The 21,532-nt window shown below is 39.3% G+C and carries 24 protein-coding genes; all 24 read right to left on the bottom strand.

The features are described 5' to 3' along the window. Nucleotides 1-9: 9 nt before the first annotated feature. Nucleotides 10-1,110 carry a prephenate dehydrogenase gene (locus IEV27_RS02475; RefSeq protein ID WP_188375864.1) on the bottom strand — a complete coding sequence of 367 codons (1,101 nt, stop codon included), beginning with the start codon at nt 1,108-1,110 and terminating at the stop codon, nt 10-12. After that, nucleotides 1,107-2,201: a histidinol-phosphate transaminase gene (hisC, locus tag IEV27_RS02470; RefSeq protein ID WP_188375863.1), complete on the bottom strand. Its 1,095-nt coding sequence runs from the start codon at nt 2,199-2,201 to the stop codon at nt 1,107-1,109. The genes IEV27_RS02475 and hisC overlap by 4 nt, the downstream gene beginning before the upstream one ends. Continuing rightward, nucleotides 2,191-2,577, bottom strand: a complete 387-nt coding sequence (gene aroH / locus IEV27_RS02465) for a chorismate mutase (protein WP_188375862.1) — start codon at nt 2,575-2,577, stop codon at nt 2,191-2,193. The genes hisC and aroH overlap by 11 nt, the downstream gene beginning before the upstream one ends. Beyond that, the gene (aroB, locus tag IEV27_RS02460) at nt 2,561-3,652 is read right to left on the bottom strand and encodes a 3-dehydroquinate synthase (protein WP_188375861.1); all 1,092 of its coding nucleotides are present in this window, start codon (nt 3,650-3,652) and stop codon (nt 2,561-2,563) included. The genes aroH and aroB overlap by 17 nt, the downstream gene beginning before the upstream one ends. After that, complete coding sequence (gene aroC, locus IEV27_RS02455; protein WP_188375860.1) at nt 3,652-4,818, bottom strand: chorismate synthase; 1,167 nt, start codon at nt 4,816-4,818, stop codon at nt 3,652-3,654. Before aroC ends, aroB begins: the two co-directional genes overlap by 1 nt. 110 nt (nt 4,819-4,928) lie before the next feature. Continuing rightward, nucleotides 4,929-5,717 (bottom strand): CheR family methyltransferase, encoded by a 789-nt coding sequence (locus IEV27_RS02450; protein ID WP_188375859.1) that lies wholly within the window; start codon nt 5,715-5,717, stop codon nt 4,929-4,931. Nucleotides 5,718-6,070: 353 nt separating this feature from the next. After that, the gene (gene ndk, locus IEV27_RS02445; protein WP_188375858.1) at nt 6,071-6,517 is read right to left on the bottom strand and encodes a nucleoside-diphosphate kinase; all 447 of its coding nucleotides are present in this window, start codon (nt 6,515-6,517) and stop codon (nt 6,071-6,073) included. A 90-nt stretch (nt 6,518-6,607) separates the two neighbouring features. Then, nucleotides 6,608-7,576 carry a heptaprenyl diphosphate synthase component II gene (gene hepT / locus IEV27_RS02440; protein ID WP_188375857.1) on the bottom strand — a complete coding sequence of 323 codons (969 nt, stop codon included), beginning with the start codon at nt 7,574-7,576 and terminating at the stop codon, nt 6,608-6,610. Nucleotides 7,577-7,591: 15 nt separating this feature from the next. Beyond that, nucleotides 7,592-8,305, bottom strand: a complete 714-nt coding sequence (locus IEV27_RS02435) for a demethylmenaquinone methyltransferase (RefSeq protein ID WP_188375856.1) — start codon at nt 8,303-8,305, stop codon at nt 7,592-7,594. Between the two features lie 3 nt (nt 8,306-8,308). Continuing rightward, nucleotides 8,309-9,103: a heptaprenyl diphosphate synthase component 1 gene (locus IEV27_RS02430; protein ID WP_229734815.1), complete on the bottom strand. Its 795-nt coding sequence runs from the start codon at nt 9,101-9,103 to the stop codon at nt 8,309-8,311. A 96-nt stretch (nt 9,104-9,199) separates the two neighbouring features. Further along, nucleotides 9,200-9,424, bottom strand: coding sequence for a trp RNA-binding attenuation protein MtrB (gene mtrB, locus IEV27_RS02425; RefSeq protein ID WP_188375855.1), 225 nt, complete (start codon nt 9,422-9,424; stop codon nt 9,200-9,202). Between the two features lie 123 nt (nt 9,425-9,547). Further along, nucleotides 9,548-9,820: a non-specific DNA-binding protein Hbs gene (hbs, locus tag IEV27_RS02420; protein WP_082233987.1), complete on the bottom strand. Its 273-nt coding sequence runs from the start codon at nt 9,818-9,820 to the stop codon at nt 9,548-9,550. 359 nt (nt 9,821-10,179) lie between these two features. Continuing rightward, nucleotides 10,180-11,658, bottom strand: a complete 1,479-nt coding sequence (spoIVA, locus tag IEV27_RS02415) for a stage IV sporulation protein A (protein ID WP_188375854.1) — start codon at nt 11,656-11,658, stop codon at nt 10,180-10,182. A 795-nt stretch (nt 11,659-12,453) separates the two neighbouring features. Next, nucleotides 12,454-13,176 (bottom strand): YphF family lipoprotein, encoded by a 723-nt coding sequence (locus tag IEV27_RS02410; protein WP_188375853.1) that lies wholly within the window; start codon nt 13,174-13,176, stop codon nt 12,454-12,456. A 13-nt stretch (nt 13,177-13,189) separates the two neighbouring features. After that, nucleotides 13,190-13,387, bottom strand: a complete 198-nt coding sequence (locus IEV27_RS02405; RefSeq protein ID WP_188375852.1) for a DUF2768 domain-containing protein — start codon at nt 13,385-13,387, stop codon at nt 13,190-13,192. Nucleotides 13,388-13,586: 199 nt separating this feature from the next. After that, on the bottom strand, nt 13,587-13,847 hold the full coding sequence (locus IEV27_RS02400) for a stage VI sporulation protein F (RefSeq protein ID WP_188375851.1): 261 nt from the start codon (nt 13,845-13,847) through the stop codon (nt 13,587-13,589). A gap of 60 nt (nt 13,848-13,907) precedes the next feature. Further along, nucleotides 13,908-14,948 (bottom strand): NAD(P)H-dependent glycerol-3-phosphate dehydrogenase, encoded by a 1,041-nt coding sequence (locus IEV27_RS02395; protein WP_188375850.1) that lies wholly within the window; start codon nt 14,946-14,948, stop codon nt 13,908-13,910. A gap of 19 nt (nt 14,949-14,967) precedes the next feature. Then, the gene (gene der / locus IEV27_RS02390; RefSeq protein ID WP_188375849.1) at nt 14,968-16,278 is read right to left on the bottom strand and encodes a ribosome biogenesis GTPase Der; all 1,311 of its coding nucleotides are present in this window, start codon (nt 16,276-16,278) and stop codon (nt 14,968-14,970) included. A 185-nt stretch (nt 16,279-16,463) separates the two neighbouring features. Further along, nucleotides 16,464-17,060 carry a YphA family membrane protein gene (locus IEV27_RS02385; RefSeq protein ID WP_188375848.1) on the bottom strand — a complete coding sequence of 199 codons (597 nt, stop codon included), beginning with the start codon at nt 17,058-17,060 and terminating at the stop codon, nt 16,464-16,466. Nucleotides 17,061-17,123: 63 nt separating this feature from the next. Beyond that, nucleotides 17,124-18,167, bottom strand: coding sequence for a type 2 isopentenyl-diphosphate Delta-isomerase (fni, locus tag IEV27_RS02380; protein ID WP_188375847.1), 1,044 nt, complete (start codon nt 18,165-18,167; stop codon nt 17,124-17,126). Between the two features lie 15 nt (nt 18,168-18,182). After that, nucleotides 18,183-19,325 (bottom strand): 30S ribosomal protein S1, encoded by a 1,143-nt coding sequence (gene rpsA / locus IEV27_RS02375; RefSeq protein ID WP_188375846.1) that lies wholly within the window; start codon nt 19,323-19,325, stop codon nt 18,183-18,185. Between the two features lie 91 nt (nt 19,326-19,416). After that, complete coding sequence (locus tag IEV27_RS02370; RefSeq protein WP_188375845.1) at nt 19,417-20,007, bottom strand: lysophospholipid acyltransferase family protein; 591 nt, start codon at nt 20,005-20,007, stop codon at nt 19,417-19,419. Nucleotides 20,008-20,012: 5 nt separating this feature from the next. After that, nucleotides 20,013-20,687, bottom strand: coding sequence for a (d)CMP kinase (cmk, locus tag IEV27_RS02365; RefSeq protein WP_188375844.1), 675 nt, complete (start codon nt 20,685-20,687; stop codon nt 20,013-20,015). Nucleotides 20,688-20,851: 164 nt separating this feature from the next. Next, nucleotides 20,852-21,514, bottom strand: coding sequence for a flagellar brake protein (locus tag IEV27_RS02360; protein ID WP_188375843.1), 663 nt, complete (start codon nt 21,512-21,514; stop codon nt 20,852-20,854). Between the last annotated feature and the right edge of the window lie 18 nt (nt 21,515-21,532).

Raw genomic sequence — 21,532 nt, 5'->3', positions numbered from 1 at the left:
TAAAGCCTCCTATTCTTCAATCATCACTTCATATCCTCTGCTTGATAACAGATCATAACTCATTTTTTGCTCTTTGCTTGAGGAGAAGCTAATTCTTAACACTCCAGTAATTCCTTCTCTAATTTCGAGGATTTCAATGTTTTTAATGCTAATTTCAGTTTCAGCTAGCTGCTGGATAACTTTATAGATGGCCCCTGGCTGGTCATGAATATCAACATAAAGATCATAAAAGGCCGGTATGGCACCTTTCTCTTTTGCAGGTAATCCATCACGGTACTGTTTAGCCTGAAGTAAATATTCGTAGGTCGTTTGTGCTTCTCTATCCTGTAACAAAGATTGCAGCTCTTGCATTTCATCAATCCAATCACCAAGCATCTGAATAAGCAGTGTACGGTTTTGAAAAAAGATGTCCTGCCATAATGTAGGGTTGCTCGAAGCAATCCTTGTTATGTCACGAAACCCGCCGGCTGCTAAATGCTCAAGGTATGGATGTGTTTTTTGCCATTCCTTCGCTTGGTGTACAAGAGAGGATGCTATTAGATGTGGAAAGTGAGAAATAACGGCTGTCATTTCATCGTGTTCTTTTGTACTAAGAGTAATAAACCTAGCTTTCGTCTCCTCTAATAATTCCTGCAAACGCTTTGCTTGAGCTCCGTTTGACGTTTTACTAGGGGTTAACACGTAAATGGCATTCTCAAATAAATGAGGCTTAGCAGCTGAGTATCCTTGCTTATGAGAACCTGCCATTGGGTGCCCGCCCACAAAAGTCACTTGATCGTTTGTAATGACATTAGCTGCTTCTAAAACATTATTTTTTACAGAAGATACATCAGTAACAAGCAAAGGTTTCTCTAATGGACAATCATTTAATTGTTGTAAATAATCAATAGTTACAGAAATAGGGGTAGCTAAGATAAGGATATCCGCTTGCTGACATCCTGACTTAAAATCTTTTGCTTCTTCATAAATAACACCCTGTATTTTAGCCATATCAATCGTTTTTGGATCAGGATCCAAGGCAATAACCTTGCATTCCTTTTTCTTTGCTACATTCATAGCAATTGACCCACCAATTAAACCTAGCCCTACAATAAATACGGTTTGAGTCATTTAGAAATACCTATTAATCTTTCTTTAATTTCCGATTGAATGACAGCCATATCTTCCTCTTTACCAATCGTTAAACGAATTGAATTTGGAAGCCCTAGAGCTTCACCTGATCGAACAATAAATCCCTTGCTTAATAAATGCTCAAACATCTCATCACCGCTTACAGGCAAACGAACCAAAACAAAATTAGCTTCCGAAGGGTAATAATCTAATCCTTGTTCATCAAGAAACTGCATTAATTTTCTTTTATTAATCGAATTTTCAGTCGTTGTTTCATTAATAAATTCTTGATCATCTAAAGCCAATAGTGCGGCTGCTTGAGCAATAGTAGAGGTGTTAAACGGTTCTCTAGCTGGTTCTAAAGTGGAAATAATTTCTTTAGGAGCCACTCCGTAACCTATTCTTAACCCCGCTAAACCATATGCTTTTGAAAACGTTCGTAAAACGATAAGGTTTTCGTATTGATTAAGAGATGACAGAGAATCAAACGCATCTTCTGCTTCCATATATTCATAGTAAGCTTCGTCCATTACAACGAGTACATGCGAAGGGCAGTTTTCTAACACCTGTTTGATCTCAGACGTTGAAAGATGAACGCCGGTCGGATTGTTAGGGGTACATAACCACAACACACGTGTACGCTCGTCAATTTGTTCCAGCATAGAAGGAAGATCATGACGACCGTCCTCTAACGGAACCTCCCTTACTTCAGCTCCTTCTATTAAAGCATTATGCTTATATTGAGGGAACGTTGGCGTAGCCATAACGGTATTAGCACCAGCCTCTAAAAATGTACGACAGATGATTTGGACGATTTCATCAGAACCATTTCCAAAGATTAATTGTGCTTGGTCTACTTCTAAAAATGAAGCCATCTTTTTACGCAGAGCACTAGCGTAGCCATCAGGATACTTTTCTAATTGCTCTATTAATTGAGGAAGCTGCTTTTTTACTTGAGGTGAAAAGCCGAATGGGTTCTCATTAGAAGCTAATTTCACAATTTTATCCAGGCCATATTCTTTCTTCACTTCTTCAATTTGTTTACCCGGTTTATAAGGGGTCATTCCTTTAAGTATCTCTTTAGCTTTCATGTTTCTCACTCCTCACTTGCTCTAAATCCGGTCGTAATACTTTAGCACCGTAATGATAAACATGGTGGATATCTTTCTGAGATGAGTCTGAATTGACCGTCATCATTACTCTGATGCACGTACTTAAACTATTAGGAACAGGAATCTCCTGCATACACATAACAGGAACATAAGTCCAACCACTTATACTTCTGATCGATTTTGCTGGAAATGCGGCATCGAGGTCTTCTGTTACACTAAAAAGAACGGAAGCTACGTCTTCAGCAGCTATATCGTTTTTTTCGATCATATCTAAGACAAGCTCGCGAGAACGAGCAACAATCTCTTCAGCATCATTGGCTTCAACGGTTGTTGCTCCCCTAATTCCTCTCATCAATTTGACTCACCTCTTTCAAAAAATCAGTTAATAATTCATCCAATTTTGATTCTTCAATCGTTATAACGGCAGGCTTACCGATTGCTTCTAGAAGAACATAGTGGATTTGACTTTCGACTGTCTTTTTATCCCATTTCATCCGTTCAATGATTCGATTCTTATTGATATTTACAATAAGATGAATGGGATAGTTGTTTTGAATTAACCACTTCGCGTATTTTTCAGTAGGCAAGGAAGCACCTAAATGCTTCTCACTTGCTCTTAGAGAAAACCATATCCCAAGAGCCACCGCTTCCCCATGAGTGATCTCTCCATACCCTAATTCTGCTTCTAGTGCATGAGCTAGAGTATGACCTAAATTAAGATGTCTTCTAATCCCATTCTCTTTTTCATCTTGTTCTACAATATCCGCCTTAACTTGAATGCCTTTAGATAAGTACAAATTCAACTGCTCAGGTGAAAGTTTAGAAACATTCACTTGAAAAAGATCGTCACACCACTCTGCATCACTTAATAAAGCATGCTTAATTACTTCTCCAAAGCCTGAACGCACCTCAGAAAGCGGAAGGCTCAAGAGGGTATCCGTGTCGTAAATCACATACACCGGGTTATAAAAACATCCGATTAAGTTCTTCCCTTGTGGGTGGTTAATCGCTACTTTGCCCCCAACACTGCTGTCGTGAGCTAGAATAGTTGTAGGCATTTGTACGAAATCGATTCCTCTTAAATAAGTAGAGGCCACAAATCCAGCCAAATCTCCAACCATTCCTCCACCTAATCCAATAATTAAAGATTTACGGTCCAGTTGCAAAGAAATACAAGCATCTAACAGTCGGCTGTATTGTTCCATACTCTTAGAGGCTTCCCCTGCCGGTACTACATAATCATCTACGGTGACTTGGGATGAAAACGCCTGTTTTACATCCTCTAAATAAAGTGGAGCGACTTGAGTATCTGTAATTATGAGCACTTTCTTATAAGTCGTCTCCAATAGTTCCTCCACTTGGTAGCGGAGAGACTTCCCTATTACTACGTTATAGAAATGAGAGGACGCCTCAATTGAAATCTTTTCCATTAAAATTCACGCACTTCTGCACGGTAATCGTCTACTGCTTTCTTTAAGCGCGGGAAGTAGTCAGAAGGGAACTCTTCTGTAATGGCTTTCGCTAGTTCAAATGCCACGATATGTTCCATTACTACTGAAGCCGCAGGAACAGCACAAGAATCAGAGCGTTCGATGCTGGCTTGGAATGGTTCTTTCGTTTCTATATCGACACTCTGTAAAGGTTTATAAAGAGTTGGGATTGGTTTCATTACACCTTTTACAACGATTGGCATACCTGAAGTCATACCACCTTCAAATCCGCCGAGGTTATTTGTACGCCTGTAATATCCTTTTTCTTCATCCCATAATATTTCATCGTGCACCTGGCTGCCATTTCGGCGTGCAGCCTCAAAACCAATACCAAATTCAACACCTTTAAAAGCATTGATACTCATAACGGCACCAGCTAATTTGGCATCCAGCTTACGATCATATTGCACATACGAGCCTATACCAGCAGGCATCCCTTCTACGTATACTTCGCAAACACCGCCGATCGAATCTCCTTCTTTTTTAGCAAGGTCGATTGCTTCCATCATTTTTTGGGCTGCTTCTTCATCAAAAGTTCGAACCGGAGATTCTTCAGAAATACGTGCTCTTTCATGCACATCTAATGTCTCGTCCACTTTACTAACGATCCCTGCAATCTCTCTAACGTACCCAGCGACTTCAATGCCTAGTTCTTTTAATAGAACCTTCGCCACGGCTCCTGCACCAACACGAGCTGCTGTTTCTCTAGCTGAAGAACGCTCAAGAACGTTTCTCATATCACGGTGTCCATATTTCATTCCACCATTTAAATCAGCATGGCCTGGGCGTGGACGTGAAATGGTTCGTTTTACTTCAGCATCTTCAGGTAAGGGCTCTTCCCCCATGATATTCACCCAATGCTTAAAATCGTCATTATGCACGACTAGAGAAATAGGCGACCCTAACGTATAGCCGTGTCGAACACCACTTGTAATATCTACTAGATCTTTCTCTATCTGCATGCGTCGGCCGCGGCCATAACCGCCCTGCCTTCTAATTAGTGATTCATTTATTTGTTCTGGTAATAGTGGTAAGTGTGATGGTACTCCTTCAATAATAGTTGTTAACTGTTTCCCATGAGACTCACCTGCTGTTAAATAACGCATGAGTAACGGCCCCCTAGTTTTAAAATTTATGTACTACTATATCATAAGCTTCAAGCTTTGTGTTCTTTAACTATTCAATCTATTAGAAAAAAAGGCACATAAACGCTTTTTCACTTCTTTGCTGTTAATTCTTTTTGGTAAAAAAATGTATCAAACAACTTGAAGTCATAATGTTGAGGTGAAAAAATTTGTTCGGTACTCCCAACGAAGAAGACCCCATTCTCTTTAAGAGATTGACTAAACTTTTGGTAAATCATCTGTTTTGCTTGTTCGGTAAAATAGATTAATACGTTTCGACACACAATCAGATCATAATTGTGTCCATATTCATCGGCTAGTAGATTATGCTTCGTAAACGTTACGTTACGCTTCACCTCATCGTTGATACGATACATAAAGTCTTCTTTCTTAAAATGCTTTTTCACCATATCTTCTGGAACTTCTTTTAGTGACCTTTCTGGGTAAACTCCCATTTCAGCCCGTTTTAATGCATTTTCATCAAGATCTGTGGCTATAACCTGAAAATTTCGAGAAGGTAAATATTTATTCACAATCATCGCAAGCGTATAGGGCTCCTCACCTGTAGAACAAGCTGCACTCCAAATCTTTAATTTTCCTTGTTTCTTAAGCAGGTGGGGCAATACCTTGTGTTCAAGTACCTCCCATCGCTTTTTATTCCTATAAAATTCGGATACATTAATTGTTAATCGGTCTAACAATTCCTGAAAAAGCTCTTCCTCCTGCAAAACGGCATTAAAGTAAGCGGAAAAGTTATGGAATCCCCGTTTAACTCGTAATGCTGTTAATCTTCTCTTCATTTGAGCTTCTTTGTAATATAACAAATCGATTCCAGATTTTCTTTTTAATTGTTGAACAAACCAATCATAGTCATTGTTCATAAGCTAAGCTCCTAACACGAAATCCTCTTTTACAGAGTAAAGCATTAAATTAAAGCTGTAAAGTTCTATTAAAAATTAGGCTATGTTAAATGTTACTGTTGATATTCTTCTATAAAAAAAGGACCTGGTCTACTTCTGCGATGTAAAGCCAATGAAGTATTTTTAATGTACCAACACACTAAGCAGTGCAGGTGCGCGGAAAGCGAACTCAGTCCCTATCCCCTTTCTCCACACAAAAGTAATGGAAACGTGTTAACGGTACTTGCAAAACCCACACTAACCTTTACCAACCAAAAATTAAAGAGCTACCCCAGTGTGAACTTTTAATCGTTCATCACCGAGATAGCCCTTACTTAGTATACCCAGGATAGATTATCTTTGTTGTAATCAATAAGTTCACTTTCATTAAAGAATAAACCAATTTCTCGTTCAGCACTCTGTGCAGAGTCTGATCCATGAATTACATTTTTTCCTACAGTTAAACCGTGATCCCCACGAACCGTGCCAGGAGACGCTTCTTGAGGGTTTGTGGCACCCATCATTTGCCGAGCTGTCAAAATTACATTTTCGCCTTCCCAGACCATCGCAAACACTGGACCTGATGTAATAAAGTCAACCAGTTCTTCAAAAAAAGGTTTGCCTTTATGCTCCCCATAATGCTCTTCAGCTAGAGCACGATCAATCTTCATCAGTTTAGCCCCTGCTAATTTGAAGCCTTTCTTTTCAAATTTAGAAGTGACTTCGCCTATCAAATTCCGCTGTACCCCGTCAGGTTTAATCATTAAAAATGTCTTTTCCATGGATAAACACCTCAGTTTATGTAATGTGAAAGCGCTTTTAATCGACGCCATAAAAGATTTTACCAGACTTTACCCAAGGTGGCAAACCTTTTATGCCCTTCTTTTTCCAATGTACTTAGCAATCCCTTTTAATGTCTGCTTCGCCCGATTTTGCGGCAGCTGATCAAGGGCTTCATAAGCTTTTTTTAAATAGCGATCACTTAACTCAAAAGACCTTTCTATCGATCCATTGGTTTTGATCTTTGTAATCACATCTTCGAAATCATTAGGGGTTTTATTCTCTTTGAGGAAAACACTCATAAGATCTGACTTTAGGTCAGAGTCCTCAAGCGAATACAGAACCGGCAAAGTAATATTACCTTGAATTAAATCACTTCCTGAAGGTTTGCCTAATTCTTTCTCTGAAGCAGTAAAATCTAATATGTCATCAATAATCTGATAGGACATCCCTACATAATAACCGTAACTATACAGCGCTTTTTCTTCTTCCTCACTCACATTTGCGGCAATGGCACCCATTCTGCAGCTTGCTGCGATGAGTATAGCCGTTTTTCTTTTTATCCTTCTTAAGTACTGACGAACATTCTGTTCAAGGTTATATTTATCTTTAATTTGTTCAATCTCGCCTAAACAGAGCTCTACCATAGTTTCTGCTAACACTTGATGAGCTCTTGTGTTGTTTATAGTCGTAAGGTTTTCCAAGGAGCGCGCAAATAAATAATCTCCTGTATACATAGCAATACGATTATCCCACTTCGATTTAATCGTTGGTTCTCCTCTTCTCATTTCAGCTTCATCAATTACATCATCATGAACAAGGGAAGCCGTGTGAATAAGCTCTAATGATACTGCTACAGCTTTCATTTGATCCAATTGATAATTGCCGAATTTGCCTGCCAGTAAAACAAAAACAGGACGGATTCTTTTTCCTCCTGCATTTAATAGTTGACTTGATGCTTCGCGTAAAACAGGGTTATCTGATTGGATCGTTTCATTCACAGCTTTTTCGATTGTCGCTAAATCTTGTTTAAGAAACGAATAAATCATAGCAAGTTTCATTGTCTTCATCCTTAATTACGATGGTTTCTCACCCATATGCATAGCTGCTACTCCACCTGTAAAAGACTTCACCTGAATGTGAATTAGTCCCGCTTGGTTAAACATCTCAGCTAATTCATTCTTGCCTGGAAAATCTTTTGCAGATTCATGAAGCCAGCTATACTCTTTATAGCTACGAGCAAATAGCTTGCCAAACAGAGGCATCACATAACCGAAATAGAAATAGTACAGTCGTTTAAAAACAGGGTTAGTCGGTTGAGAAGTTTCTAAACAAACGACTTTTCCGCCTGGCTTAACCACTCTATACATTTCGTTTAATACTTGTTGATAATCAGGAACATTTCTTAAACCAAATCCAATGGTTACAAAATCAAACTGGTTATCGTTAAAGGGCAAACTCATAGCATTACCATGTTCAAATTCTACATGCTTTAAACGTGTCGACAGCTTTTTCTTTATCGCAACCGATAACATATTCACACTAAAATCAAGCCCTATTACTTTACCTGTTGGTCCCACTTGATTCGCTAAGGACATTGTCCAATCTCCTGTACCGCAACACACATCTAGTGTACAGTCCCCTTCTTTCACGTTCATTCGTTTCATGACATCATTTCTCCACAAGCGATGCTGCTGAAATGAAATAATAGAGTTCATTGCGTCGTATCTGTTATATATTTTCTCAAAAACGTGGTGCACACGCTCTTCTTTAGACTGTGGGTGCTGCATGTCTTACCCTTCCTCTGCCATATGCGTTTTATAGAATCGATGATAAATAGCTGAATCGATATAACTTTTTAGCCAGTTGAAATGAATAGGTAATTGCGAGACCCTCATTTCTATTTTTGAGATTTGATTATGAATCAGCTGTTCAAGGTTAAACATCAGCTGGCTATTCGTCTCAAAAGTATCAGGCTTGTTAATTAATAATTGGATGACAGGAGAAAACCGTCCTTCTTCATAACTGCTTTTCTCTTCCATCAAGCGTTTAGCAAAAAGCCACTCTCCAGCCATATCATTGATCGTGGTTTTCTGTACGTAATTAGCTACTCGTTGGATGAGAAGTGATTCAATCTTCTTTAGAGAAGTGAAAAACTCTTGAAAAGACTCCACATCTTTATAGTACAGATCCATCTTAAGCTCATTGATTTCTTTAATTGCTCCTGCAAGTGTACGAACCATTGGTATATCATTCAGCTGAGATAATACATAGTAATAGAGGCCGCTGTAATAATCACCTGCTAACACGGTGAGCTGTCTCGTTCTTACCGTTTCATGCTCATCCTCTTCATCTGAGAGTGTGACGAGATCATGAGTATCAAGTGCGATTTGAACAAGCATTGTGGTAACGATATAGCTTTCTTTCTTTAGTGCAGGGAGAGTTGTGTGATCCATAATGGATATTAATATAGCAAGCTTGTCCTCATCAATAATGGGATCTGCTATATATTTAGCCAAAAAAGGATGGCGAACCTTGGCAGCAATTGTGTTTTTTAACTGATCGATACGCATTTCTGATGGATTCACCTTTCATCACCTAATCCCTTTCTTCTGCACGTCTAAAATATAATTATTATAGCATAAAGAAATGCTTAATGCTTAGTATGTAATCGGCAGAGCCACTTACTCTGCTTCATTTTTCATTTCGCCATGGCTCGTTTGAATCACGGCTTTCCCTCTAACCTTTACGGCAGATGTATGTTCAGTAAACTGAGCAATCATGACTTCATTTCGGTCTAATTTTTCTGAGTGATGGAATCGTGTGTCAGTACCGCGCGTTAAACCAATAACGTTTACTCCATCTTCTAAAGCTTTAATGACAAAGAAATCATTCTCTGATGCAGCCATAATAAGAACTCCTTTCCTTTATCTTAACTATCTCTTACTCCTTTTATTATGTCAAAAATTATACTTATTTACCATTGAAAAAGGGGTGCTTTTAAAAAGCACCCCTTGAGCCCTATGTAGCTATTATTTAACAGCATCTTTAAGGGCTTTACCAGGTTTGAAAGCAGGAACTTTGCTTGCAGAGATTTCGATCTCTTCACCTGTTTGTGGGTTACGGCCTTTACGAGCCGCACGTTCACGTACTTCAAAGTTACCGAATCCAATCAATTGTACTTTCTCACCATCTTTTAGTGAATCCATGATAGATTCGAATACAGAATCAACCGCTTGAGTTGCGTCTTTTTTAGAAAGCTCAGCTTTCTCAGAAACTGCATTGATCAGGTCTGTCTTGTTCATGACATTCACCTCCTTCCAAGAAGGTTGGTCTTTTAAGTGATTCTTTTTACACTTAAAGTGCCTCATAAGCCATCAACATGTGATGACAAGCCTTATATTAAACGACTTTGTTACGAAATTCAATAGAGAAAACTTTTAAGAATGCCTATTTCTAGCGATTCCTTTCACTTTTCGGAAGTTATTCGAGCCTCAATGCGATGAACAACCTGTTTTGATAAAAAGCGCCAAAACCTTGATATATCAAGGTTTTGGCGCTTTTACGACATGATTTCATCTTTTTATTTAGTTTACATAAATATACACAGAAAAACTTTAAATTATTTTTCTAAAAAAAATCAAAACGGCCCTTTTAGGAGCCGTTATAAGATGATGGCAATCATTCCGCCGGATCCTTCGTTGATGATTCTTTCCAGCGTTTCTTTTAATTTATACCGTGCATTTTCTGGCATTAAGGAAAGCTTAGCTTGAATTCCTTCCCTTACAATAGAACTCAGTGAACGACCGAAAATATCTGAATTCCAAATAGATAATGGATCTTCTTCAAAGTCCTGCATTAAATAGCGCACAAGTTCTTCGCTTTGCTTTTCTGTCCCAATAATTGGAGAAAATTCTGATTGAACATCAACTTTCACCATATGAATAGATGGAGCTACCGCCTTTAATCTGACTCCAAATCGAGAGCCTTGACGAATAATCTCGGGTTCATCAAGCGCCATATCTTCTAGAGAAGGTGCTGCTATGCCATAGCCGGTTTGCTTCACCATTTGCAAGGCATCTGCCACTACATCATACTCTCGCTTCGCATGTGAAAAATCCTGCATGATTTCGAGGAGATGGTCTTTCCCTCTGATTTCTTCACCTACAATTTCTTTTAAAATATGATCATACAGATAGTCAGGAGCCTGCAAGTCAATTTCTGCAATGCCTTCCCCAAGGTCCATCCCAGAGATATGAGCGCCTGTAATGTGTTCATATTGATCAAAGTTCCCTATCACTTGATCAACGTCACGCAAGCGTTTAATGTCTTGAACCGTCTCCTCTATAGCTGTCTGTAGATGCTTCCTTAGCCAATGGCGTGAATCAAGAACCATCACCCAGCTAGGCAGGTTTACGTTAACTTCAAGTACCGGAAACTCAAAAAGTGCTTCTCGCAAGACGCTGTGTACATCTTGTTCTCTCATGCTCTCTACAGATAAGGCAAGAACGGGGATATCATATTTCTCTTGAAGTTGATTTTTTAATTTTTCAGTTCGGTCGCTATGCGGCTGAGCCGAATTCACCACCATAATAAATGGTTTTCCTACTTCTCTAAGCTCTTCCACAACTTTTTCTTCAGCTTCCACATAATCCTCACGAGAAATTTCGCCGATTGTACCGTCTGTCGTCACTACAATTCCGATCGTAGAATGTTCCTGAATTACCTTTTGAGTTCCAATTTCTGCTGCTTCGTGAAAAGGGATTGCTTCCTCATACCAAGGCGTGTGAATCATTCTCGGACCACTTTCATCTTCGTAGCCTACAGCACCGTTTACAGCATACCCCACACAATCAACCATACGGACACGAACATCCAAATGCTCATCAAATTGAATGGTGGCCGCCTGATTAGGAACAAATTTAGGTTCTGTGGTCATAATTGTTTTTCCTGCCGCACTTTGTGGCAGTTCATCCATCGCTCTTTCTCTTTCAGAATCATCTTCCATATGTGGAATAACAACGAGTTCCATAAACTTTTTTATAAATGTAGATTTCCCTGTACGAACAGCACCTACAACTCCCAGATAAATATCTCCATTCGTGCGCTTGGAGATATCACTGAAAATATCAACCTTTTCCAAAAGATCCCCTCCCAGATAAATTTCACAAATTACAAGCTTGGACACTCTCATTCTATGACATGACCATTATGAATTATGCTTGATTTCGTGAAGTTATCTAAGTTCGCCACAGTTTCAAATAACAAAACCCTTTATTCAGTATGTGAATAAAGAGTTTCTAGGCTGTCGAACAACCTGGGATGGATGTAGGCGTGGTATCACTCGGTCCCTCCATTATGGTCTATAGAAAAGGAACAGGAAACAACGCAGCTTTCCGCGTGTCGTGACGGAAAGTCTCCTCGGTCTGCGACGTCTGGTGCCTCTCATGTCTGCTCGTCCAGCAGGAGTCGTCACTTTTTCAATTCCTTTTAATCAAATTAGGCTATCGGAACCATTGAAGTATGGAGCCTTGTTAACGTCTGTGTCTCTATAAGAGGAAAGCCTAGCCTCACTTCTTGCTCTAGTGATCTTTTATCGAAAAAGGGTTTTAGGAAACGGGGACTCCAATGGGAGATACGAATAAGGTGTGACGCCAGAGGGCGGAATCCTGTGGAAGTCTTAAATAGGAAGGTCGATTAAGTTCGGCACGTCCTCAAAAAAGACCTGGTCTTTTTCTGCGAGGTAGCGAAGTAGTTCGGGTGTGCCAACATCGAACACCGCCACGTGGTGAGAGGCCATGGAAAGGGAGTCGTTCCCTAAAACCCTTTCCTCTTGGGCATGCAAGGAATGTTTACACTTTCAAGGTAAAAGAGAAAACTAAAGTTTCTCTACACACTGAAAACCCTTTATTCTGGTGAATAAAGGGCTTGGTTTACACTACGACTCTGATGACATAAACACAGGTTCTCCATCTTCAATCGTATAAGCTGGAGAATAAGCTGGAGCAAACGGTGTATGATCAGTTAGTAAATAACGAATATCATCACCTTCGTCGTAAGAGTGCTCTTCTTGTTCTAATAATTGATAGAGTTCTTTACGGTAATCAACAAGAAGCTCCCCACGTTCATTAATATAAACAGGAAGCTGCTGATCAGAATAGGGGCTATCTACTGTGGGCGGGCTTTCAAGACCCATCTCTTCATACTTAAGATCGTATACACCTTTAGCCACCTTATTATTAAGAGGCGGGAATTCATTCTCATTTTCGTAGAAATCCACTTTTAATTGAAGAGATCGCAAAGCTTCAGTCAACCGTAAATCAACTACTTTCACAGTGGGCTCTTCATCAGGGTGAATAATAACGTATTGATAATGTCCACCATTTTCAAATGAATTACCAGGAGCTTCTCCAATCAATCCGCGTTCTCGAAGCTTAGAGAAGTCCACAGGATACTTTAAAAAGGGCGGAGTATCTTCTTCTTTGGTCTTTATGGGAAGCAAACCAGACTCTTGTTCCTGGTATTGTAAAACAGACGCTTGTACCGAATCTAGTTGCTCCTGATTCGTGGCGTTATTCTTGTTTAATTCTGACTCAGGATAAAGACACCCAGTCAGCACAAACACTAGCAGAGGGATGCTCACCCATTTTAGCAAATTCATGATGGTCCTCCTTCTAACCTGTTGGCCCGCTAAATACGATGTAAAGTATAATCAGGCCGCCAAAAATCATAAAAAGATAAGCAAAAATAGCGGTTATAATTGATATAATCCCTGATAATTTAAAACGGCTGAGGTAAATCAAGCCGGTTGCGAGAAATAAAGAGATGATACCTGCAAAAGATATGTACATTTTTAGCATCGCTACTGACATAAAAACTTCCTCCTAAAATCCCAATCAACACGATGGTATTATACCACAGGTGTCCCTTCTTAAGAAGTCAAAAAAAATCCGGAGCTTGATTGCTCCGGTTGACTAAATAATTCCCGTTAATAGCTCATACGTATTAATTGCTACGGATTATAGTATGCGCAATTTTGGAGGACTGTCTCCTTAAAACGCCTACATATGGTTAACCTTTAAAGTATTTACTTAACGTATTCATATCTAAAGGTATATTTTGATTTACAATAGCCTCAACAATTTTATCCTCTTTTTGTTTCGAAACAGGCTTATTAGCAACACGAGCTAGCTGTCTTACTAAGCGCCTTACCACTTTTTCATCGCTAAAGTCCGCATTCTTCACTGAATCAGCTACTTGGTATACGTCCTCTGGATTAATATTTGCTTTATTTTGCAAATGATCAAAAATGTTTTTTTGAAAATTACTCACTACTATTGACCTCCTCGCGCAATTTGTTCTTGGTAGTATATGCACGAGAAGAATAATGTGTTAGTTATTCATTTGATCATCAAGGATATTTGTCAAATCTTCCATTTCATGCCTTCTAATACGAGTCATCAGCTGTGTAACTACATCGCGGGGATCAGCATCCTCAAACAAAATCTGGTATATTCCAGATGTGATGGGCATGTCAACTTCTTGTTTTTTAGATAACTGGAAGGCGGCTTTCGTCGTTCTTACTCCTTCTACTACCATCCCCATCTCTTCAAGCACCTGATCTAAGTCGGCTCCTTTACCGAGCTTATTACCTGCTCTCCAATTACGACTGTGGGCACTTGTACAAGTTACGATAAGGTCACCTATTCCAGTCAAACCTGAAAAGGTTAGCGGATTGGCTCCCATAGAAGTACCTAATCTAGCAATCTCTGCTAGACCACGAGTAATAAGAGCCGCTTTTGCATTGTCTCCAAACCCTAGCCCATCTGAAATACCGGCCCCAAGAGCAATAATATTCTTCAAAGCTCCTCCAAGTTCAACCCCAACCAGATCTGGTGATGTATAAACTCTAAATTTTTCATTAATAAACAGATCTTGAACGGTGGCTGCAACGTTTAAATCCTGAGAAGAAACGGTAACCGTCGTTGGGTGTTTAAGGCTTACCTCTTCCGCATGGCTTGGTCCAGACAATACAACAATATCCTTATAATATTCTTTAGGAACTTCCTCTGCGATAATCTCCGAAACACGTTTGTACGTTTCCGGTTCAATTCCTTTAGCTGCATGAGTGATTGTGACTTCTTGCGTTAAATATCCAACTAGCTCTTTACATACTTCACGTATGGCTTTTGTAGGCACAACAAGCACGATATGCTCGACACTTTGAACAACGCTTTTCATATCAGAACTTGCATGAATAGAATGGGGAATTTCGATCCCACTTAAATATTTTTCATTTTTATGTGTGGTGTTGATTTCATGAGCGTGTTCTTCTCGATGTGACCACAATTGAACGTCGTTCCCATTATCAGCTAATACAATGGCGAGAGCTGTACCCCAGCTTCCCGCACCTAAAACAGCTACTTTACCCATTTCTTATTCTCCTCTCATACTAGCTACGTTTTCTTGCAATGATTTTAATTGGAGTTCCTTCAAATCCAAACGCTTCTCTTATACGATTTTCTAAGAAACGTTCGTACGTGAAATGCATAAGTTCGGGTTCATTAACAAATACCACAAAAGCCGGGGGCTTAACCGCCACTTGTGTGGCATAGAAAATTTTCAGTTTTTGTCCTTTAATGGATGGAGCAGGATTCATAGCAAGCGCATCCATAATTACTTCATTTAAAATGTTTGTTTGTACCCTGCGGGCATGATTTTCACTAGCTTCAATGACCTTAGGCAGAAGCGTGTGAGTCCTCTTCTTGGTTTTTGCCGATAAAAAGGCTATGGGTGCATAATCCAAAAAGCGGAAATTGGAACGCACATCGTCTTCAAATTCCTTCATCGCTTTTTCATTAGATTCTACAGTGTCCCATTTATTCACCACAATGATTACGGCTTTTCCAGCTTCGTGGGCATACCCGGCAATCTTTTTGTCCTGTTCTTGTATGCCTGTCTCAGCATCAATCAAGCTCAACACGACATCTGATCGTTCAATCGCTTTTAAAGCCCTCATAATACTGTATTTCTCCGTAGATTCGTAAACTTTTCCTCTTTTTCTCATACCGGCAGTATCGATAATAATAAAATCACGATCATCTTTTGAGAAAGGCGTATCAATGGCATCTCTTGTCGTACCGGCGATCTCGCTTACAATCACTCGCTCTTGACCTAAAAGACTGTTAACGAGTGATGATTTACCAACATTGGGCCGCCCAATCAAACTAAAGCGGATAATATCATCATCAACTTCTTCGATCTCACGTTCTGGAAAATGTTCGACTACAGCATCAAGCATATCCCCTAGACCAAGACCATGAGTACCTGAGATTGGATAAGGTTCCCCGAATCCTAAAGAATAAAACTCATAAATGTCTTCTCTCATCTCTGGATTATCTACTTTATTAACTGCGAGAACCACAGGTTTATTTGATTTGAATAAAATTTTAGCTACTTCTTCATCGGCCCCTGTAATCCCATCTCTTCCATTTACCATAAACACGATCACATCTGCTTCATCGATGGCTACTTGAGCTTGGGCTCTCATTTGAACAAGAAGGGGCTCATCCCCTAATTCAATACCACCCGTATCAATTAAGTTGAACGTAGTATTTAACCATTCAGCTTCAGCGTAAATTCGATCTCTTGTCACTCCAGGAGTATCTTCAACGATTGAGATACGATCTCCTACTAATCGATTAAATATAGTGGACTTGCCAACATTTGGGCGCCCTACTATGGCTACTATAGATTTTCGCATGAAAGGATCATCCTTTCCCTATCCTATTTATCAGTTATTGCGTTCCTATTATGCATGCAAATAAAAAAATACTGCTGTTCTATGGAATTGCTAGTTCAAGCATACTTCCATAAAGAATAGCAGAAATGACCTAACCTATTTATATTAGCAAATTCCTTAACCATATACAATTGTATTTTTGTTCACTACAATAGGGAAGCTTTAGGCATCCCCTTCTTTTTCCTTTTTACGCGCCTTGAAACTTTCTTAACATAGGCTACCCCATTTAAAGCAAATATAGCAATCATCCCTTTAAATAGAGTAATATGAAACTCCACGTAATTAGGCATAAAGTCTAGATATAGTGCATGACTTACGGTGTAAGCCGTAATTACTCCAAAAGCATTCATAAGCATCCATAACCCTAACTGACTATTCAAAGAGAATCCTAAATAATAAATAATACCCACAAGAAGTATGATGCTTAATTGAACACCGGGAAAAAGATACCACACAGGATTACTTAATAAAAATAATTGGTAGACCGTCCAGCAGCAGGTGAAAAGGATCGGCCAGAGGTGTTGAAGAACAGGCCGGGATTCTGCCCATAAATAAACACCAAAAAAAGACTGAATGAAAAAAGATATCCAAAACGGTCCTTGATGTTGTATGTAGTTCGTAATCATAATCATTTGAATTAGAACAAACATGAGTAATGCGTTTTTATTACTCGATTTAGCATTTAAGAAAAATGTAATAATAATGAATACTACCCATGCATACCAATAGTAAGTGCTAGCCATAATGTTCTCTCCTTACTTCCATTATGGCTATTTACTTTGCAATTTAAACGCGTATTAAGTTGGTCAATGAGTATTTAAATTAATGCGCTGTTCTGCCCACTCTTTCGTTTCCCCATGTAAAGTAAAAGTAGAGCTTCCCAAGTCTTCAACACTTTTTGAATTCGTTAACATCATCACCATTTTTAATTCCTTTTTAATATGTTCGATTTGTTCCACTAAAGATTCATATCCTTCTTCTACCAAAACCTTTAGCAATACACCGGCCATACCAAAGGATTTGGCACCGAGGACAATTGTTTTGGCACCATCAACCCCGTGGCGTATACCTCCTGAACCTAAGATCGTAAGTTCGTACTCTTCTTCTAATTGTTTTGCTTCTAAGAGAGACATTGGTGTAGGAATTCCCCAATTATCGAAGGAGGCGAAAGGTTTAGTACGTCGCATATTTTCAACTTTTGAGAAGTTCGTACCTCCTCTTCCACCTACATCAATATAACGGACTCCTAGCTCTATAAGCTTTTGAATCGCTTCGCGAGACATTCCATAGCCAACTTCTTTAACAATAACAGGAACGTCCGCTTTGTTTACTATAGCCTCTATTTTCTCTAAGCGCCCTGCAAAATCACGGTCTCCTTCCGGCATAATTAATTCTTGAAGGGTATTCAAATGAATTTGCAGTGCATTAGCCTCAATCATATCTATAGCTGTTTTGGCGTGTTCTAGAGAAGCTTCACTTCCTACGTTTGCAAATAGAACGCCGTCTCTATTTTCCTTTCTTACGATTTCATAGCTTGATCTCTCAGAAGGATCTTTTATAGCTGACATTTGTGACCCCACCGCCATACCGATCCCAGTTGCAGCAGCTGCTCTAGCTAATTCGCGATTTATTGTTAACGTTTGCTCTCCGCCACCACCAGTCATCGCATTTACAAAAATAGGAGAACTTAAAGTAAGTTCTCCTACATGTGCTCTTAAATGAAGTTGATCAAAATTTAAACCAGTTAAACTTTGATGCACAATGTTTACATCATCAAAGTGATTATAAACATCATGTTCATGACTAAGTGCGTGGCGGATATGATCGAGCTTCCGCTTGGCTCTCGACATACCCATCACCGCCTGTTACTTTTTGTACTTATCTAATTGGTCGCCAATCATATCACTAAGAGAAAAGCCAGCATTATCTTCTTCTTTTTCATACTGTTTTACTTCTTCTCTGCTTTGTTCACGCTCAAGTTCTTTCATGCTTAACGATAATCTTTTCGCATCTTCATCCACATCAAGAACTTTTACGCTGACGGTTTGACCTTCTTCCAATACTTCACCTGGCGTTCCAATGTGACGATTCGAAATTTGAGAAATATGAACGAGTCCTTCAACACCTGGAAAAACCTCCACAAACGCACCGAAGCTTACGAGACGGCGCACAGTTCCCTCTACTACTTCACCAGACTGCACGCGGCTGGAAATATCATGCCATGGTCCAGGCTGAGTAGCTTTAAGAGATAGTGAGATTCTTTCATTATCGCGATCTACAGACAATACTTTCACTTTAATGGTTTGACCTTCTTCTACCACATCTGAAGCTTTCTCCACGTGTTCATGAGAAAGCTGTGAGATATGTACAAGACCGTCAATACCACCAAGGTTAACGAAAGCACCAAAGTCAGTTAGGCGTTGTACTGTTCCTTCAATCACTTGTCCTTCTTCAAGTGATTGAAGAACTTCTTGCTTTTTAGAAGATTCTTCAGCTTCTACAACTGCACGGTGTGAAAGGATCACGCGGTTTTGATCACGATCCAGCTCTACAACTTTTAGTGTTAGTTCTTTACCTTTGTAATTTTCAAAATCTTCAACATAATAAGTTTCAACTAAGGAAGCGGGAATGAAACCTCGCAGTCCGATATCTACTACAAGTCCACCTTTAACAACGTCTTTTACTTCAGCAGTAAAAGTTTCACCGCTTTCATATTTATCTTCAAGGTCCTGCCAAGCTTTATCAGCATCTACAGCCCTTTTAGACAGGACAATCTCATCATCTTCTACCTTTTTCACTTGAAGTTTAAGTTCGTCACCTTCGCTAACGACGTCTGAGGCTTTTTCTACATGAAGACTGGATAATTCACTAATAGGAACAATTCCTTCAACTTTATATCCTACATCTACAAGGACTTGTTTTTCTTCGATTTTCACGACTTTACCAGTCACGATATCCCCTGCAGAAAATTCTTTCATACCTGATACTTCATGGTTCATTTCATCCATGCCAAGCTACCTCCTTCAATTTCCGACACAACCTGATTACAGAAATGCCCTTTTGTCTAACTTCTAATATTTGAAGCGGTTTGTCAAGTATTTACCCTTTTTCGCTGTGGATTTTATGCAATTGTCTGATTTCTTCCATAATTAGATCTGTAACGACTTGTGCGGGTGCTTTCTCATCACGATAGGGCTGCAAATCAATTGGCTTTCCATAAGCTACTTTAAGAGGTTTAAACTTGCGGTACGGGCCAATAATCGCACACGGGACAATTGCCGCTTCTGAACGAAGAGCAAAGAAACCTGCTCCAGCTAGTCCTTTACCAATTTCTCCGTTCCTTTGTCTAGTACCCTCTGGGAACAATCCTAAAGCATGATTTTGTTTAAGAATGTCTAGCCCTTTACGTAAAGCGTTACGATCTCTCATACCTCTTTTAATTGGAAATGCATGCACTCTTTTCAAAATTCCCCCAATGAACTTGTTTTTAAACAATTCTTCTTTTGCTAAAAAATAAATATTACGATTATTTGTAATACCTACAATAGGGGGGTCGAAATTTGAAATGTGATTACTGCAAATAATAACCGGACCTTTTTCAGGAATATTTTCTCTTCCTACCACCTTTATGCGATAAAGAGGGTAAAAGATAATGGCACAGAGAGCTTTTCCTAATTTATATAAATTCATCTTTACTACCTCCCTGCCTGCTCAACTATATGAATAATTCTACCAACGACTTCTTCAATTGACAACGAGGTTGTATCCACTTCTATAGCATCTGCTGCTTTAACCAATGGTGCTGTTTCCCGTTGCGAGTCGATTTCATCTCTTTTTCGTATCTCTTCCATTAATTCGTTTAAGTCAGATGAAAAGCCGTTCTCTATATTCTCTTTATGACGACGTTCAGCTCTTTCCCTAACAGAAGCAATCATGAAAATTTTCACTTCTGCGTCGGGAATGACATGAGTCCCAATGTCACGTCCGTCCATCACAACTCCTCTTTGTTCTACAAGCTTTTGCTGCCTGGCTACCATTTCTTTTCTCACTTTAGGGTGCTTTGCTACGTAAGAAACACTAGACGTTACTTCATGTGTACGAATATCTTTAGTCACATCAAGCTCATCCAGTTTTACGTGTTGTCCATCAGACTCTTGAACGAGTTCAATACTCGTCTGTTTAAGCAGCTGCTCAAGTGCTTCTTCCTGATTAAGGTCTACTTCGTGATGCAAAGCTTTCAATGTAATCGCCCGATACATAGCACCTGTATCTATATAAATATAGGATAATTGCTCAGCAACCTTTTTTGCGACTGTACTTTTTCCTGCTGCTGCTGGTCCATCAATAGCTATGGCAAGTTTGCGTGTCATCTTTCTTCCTCCAATATTTACAATGCTACATACGAAAACGCACCATTTAATAAGAAAGCGCGTTTGGTTTCCGACCTCTAAAATTGTCGTATTTATGTACACCGTTTTCTATAATATACTCGTAAAGAATAACATAAAAAGCTAATCAATATCTATACAAATCGCTATAGTCTTTTTCTTTTACGCATTTGCATTTGCTGCTCAAAACAATATTGAATGATAAGTTGACGATGCTTTTCATTAAGTTCCACAAATTCTACCGAAGCAGCCGTGAGATGACTCCCTTTCTTGGATGACGATCTTACAACAGACCCAAGGACATCTATATAATGGTACTCTCCATCATTCATAGGCAGGACAAGCGTAAAATCAAATAATTGATTAGTTGGTAATGAAGTACCGTTTGGCTCATAAATCGCCATGCCGCCTCCACTAAGATCACTGGTTACCGTAGTAAACTGTACTGGACCTTCCTTTCCCTTGGCCGCCACATCAATTGCTGTATCGATTCTTACATACTGCCTTCTTTGAACTCTAACCAGTGCGGCATTCCCCGGAAAACTAAGCATTAGAACAGGTATATTTTTCTTTAGACGACCGAGCACTTCTGTTTCAAACCAATAGACGGACCCGTCCTCCCCTAAAAAACTAGCTTGAAACTGAGTACCTTCAAAGAAAAAAGCGGTTTTCTGGGTAATAAGTTTCACAGGATAATCAATAAAGATGTGCTCTTCTGAATGATCGACCAGCCTGCACTTAAACTTTTCTATATCTTCTTGTTTATCAGCAAGCAATTCCAGGGTGATTGATGTTCCCACTTTTAACATGGTTTCCCCTCTTTCCTT

The organism is Halobacillus andaensis, from assembly GCF_014636475.1.
GTDB classification, from domain to species: Bacteria; Bacillota; Bacilli; order Bacillales; family Halobacillaceae; genus Halobacillus_A; species Halobacillus_A andaensis.
Note: the sequence above shows the minus strand (reverse complement) of the source record. Positions and strands in the feature narration are given on the sequence as shown.

What these genes read in the sequence shown, in the direction of transcription:
- IEV27_RS02405 (WP_188375852.1), bottom strand. Translation starts at nt 13,387, where the DNA reads ATGTCAGTAGCGATGCTAAAAATGTACATATCTTTTGCAGGTATCATC.
- mtrB (WP_188375855.1), bottom strand. Translation starts at nt 9,424, where the DNA reads ATGGCTGCATCAGAGAATGATTTCTTTGTCATTAAAGCTTTAGAAGAT.
- cmk (WP_188375844.1), bottom strand. Translation starts at nt 20,687, where the DNA reads ATGACACGCAAACTTGCCATAGCTATTGATGGACCAGCAGCAGCAGGA.
- hepT (WP_188375857.1), bottom strand. Translation starts at nt 7,576, where the DNA reads ATGAAACTTGCTATGATTTATTCGTTTCTTAAACAAGATTTAGCGACA.
- IEV27_RS02360 (WP_188375843.1), bottom strand. Translation starts at nt 21,514, where the DNA reads ATGTTAAAAGTGGGAACATCAATCACCCTGGAATTGCTTGCTGATAAA.
- rpsA (WP_188375846.1), bottom strand. Translation starts at nt 19,325, where the DNA reads ATGGATGAAATGAACCATGAAGTATCAGGTATGAAAGAATTTTCTGCA.
- der (WP_188375849.1), bottom strand. Translation starts at nt 16,278, where the DNA reads ATGCGAAAATCTATAGTAGCCATAGTAGGGCGCCCAAATGTTGGCAAG.
- aroB (WP_188375861.1), bottom strand. Translation starts at nt 3,652, where the DNA reads ATGGAAAAGATTTCAATTGAGGCGTCCTCTCATTTCTATAACGTAGTA.
- IEV27_RS02395 (WP_188375850.1), bottom strand. Translation starts at nt 14,948, where the DNA reads ATGGGTAAAGTAGCTGTTTTAGGTGCGGGAAGCTGGGGTACAGCTCTC.
- aroC (WP_188375860.1), bottom strand. Translation starts at nt 4,818, where the DNA reads ATGCGTTATTTAACAGCAGGTGAGTCTCATGGGAAACAGTTAACAACT.
- ndk (WP_188375858.1), bottom strand. Translation starts at nt 6,517, where the DNA reads ATGGAAAAGACATTTTTAATGATTAAACCTGACGGGGTACAGCGGAAT.
- IEV27_RS02450 (WP_188375859.1), bottom strand. Translation starts at nt 5,717, where the DNA reads ATGAACAATGACTATGATTGGTTTGTTCAACAATTAAAAAGAAAATCT.
- IEV27_RS02385 (WP_188375848.1), bottom strand. Translation starts at nt 17,060, where the DNA reads ATGGCTAGCACTTACTATTGGTATGCATGGGTAGTATTCATTATTATT.
- IEV27_RS02475 (WP_188375864.1), bottom strand. Translation starts at nt 1,110, where the DNA reads ATGACTCAAACCGTATTTATTGTAGGGCTAGGTTTAATTGGTGGGTCA.
- fni (WP_188375847.1), bottom strand. Translation starts at nt 18,167, where the DNA reads ATGTCGAGAGCCAAGCGGAAGCTCGATCATATCCGCCACGCACTTAGT.
- IEV27_RS02410 (WP_188375853.1), bottom strand. Translation starts at nt 13,176, where the DNA reads ATGAATTTGCTAAAATGGGTGAGCATCCCTCTGCTAGTGTTTGTGCTG.
- hisC (WP_188375863.1), bottom strand. Translation starts at nt 2,201, where the DNA reads ATGAAAGCTAAAGAGATACTTAAAGGAATGACCCCTTATAAACCGGGT.
- IEV27_RS02435 (WP_188375856.1), bottom strand. Translation starts at nt 8,305, where the DNA reads ATGCAGCACCCACAGTCTAAAGAAGAGCGTGTGCACCACGTTTTTGAG.
- hbs (WP_082233987.1), bottom strand. Translation starts at nt 9,820, where the DNA reads ATGAACAAGACAGACCTGATCAATGCAGTTTCTGAGAAAGCTGAGCTT.
- IEV27_RS02370 (WP_188375845.1), bottom strand. Translation starts at nt 20,007, where the DNA reads ATGAATTTATATAAATTAGGAAAAGCTCTCTGTGCCATTATCTTTTAC.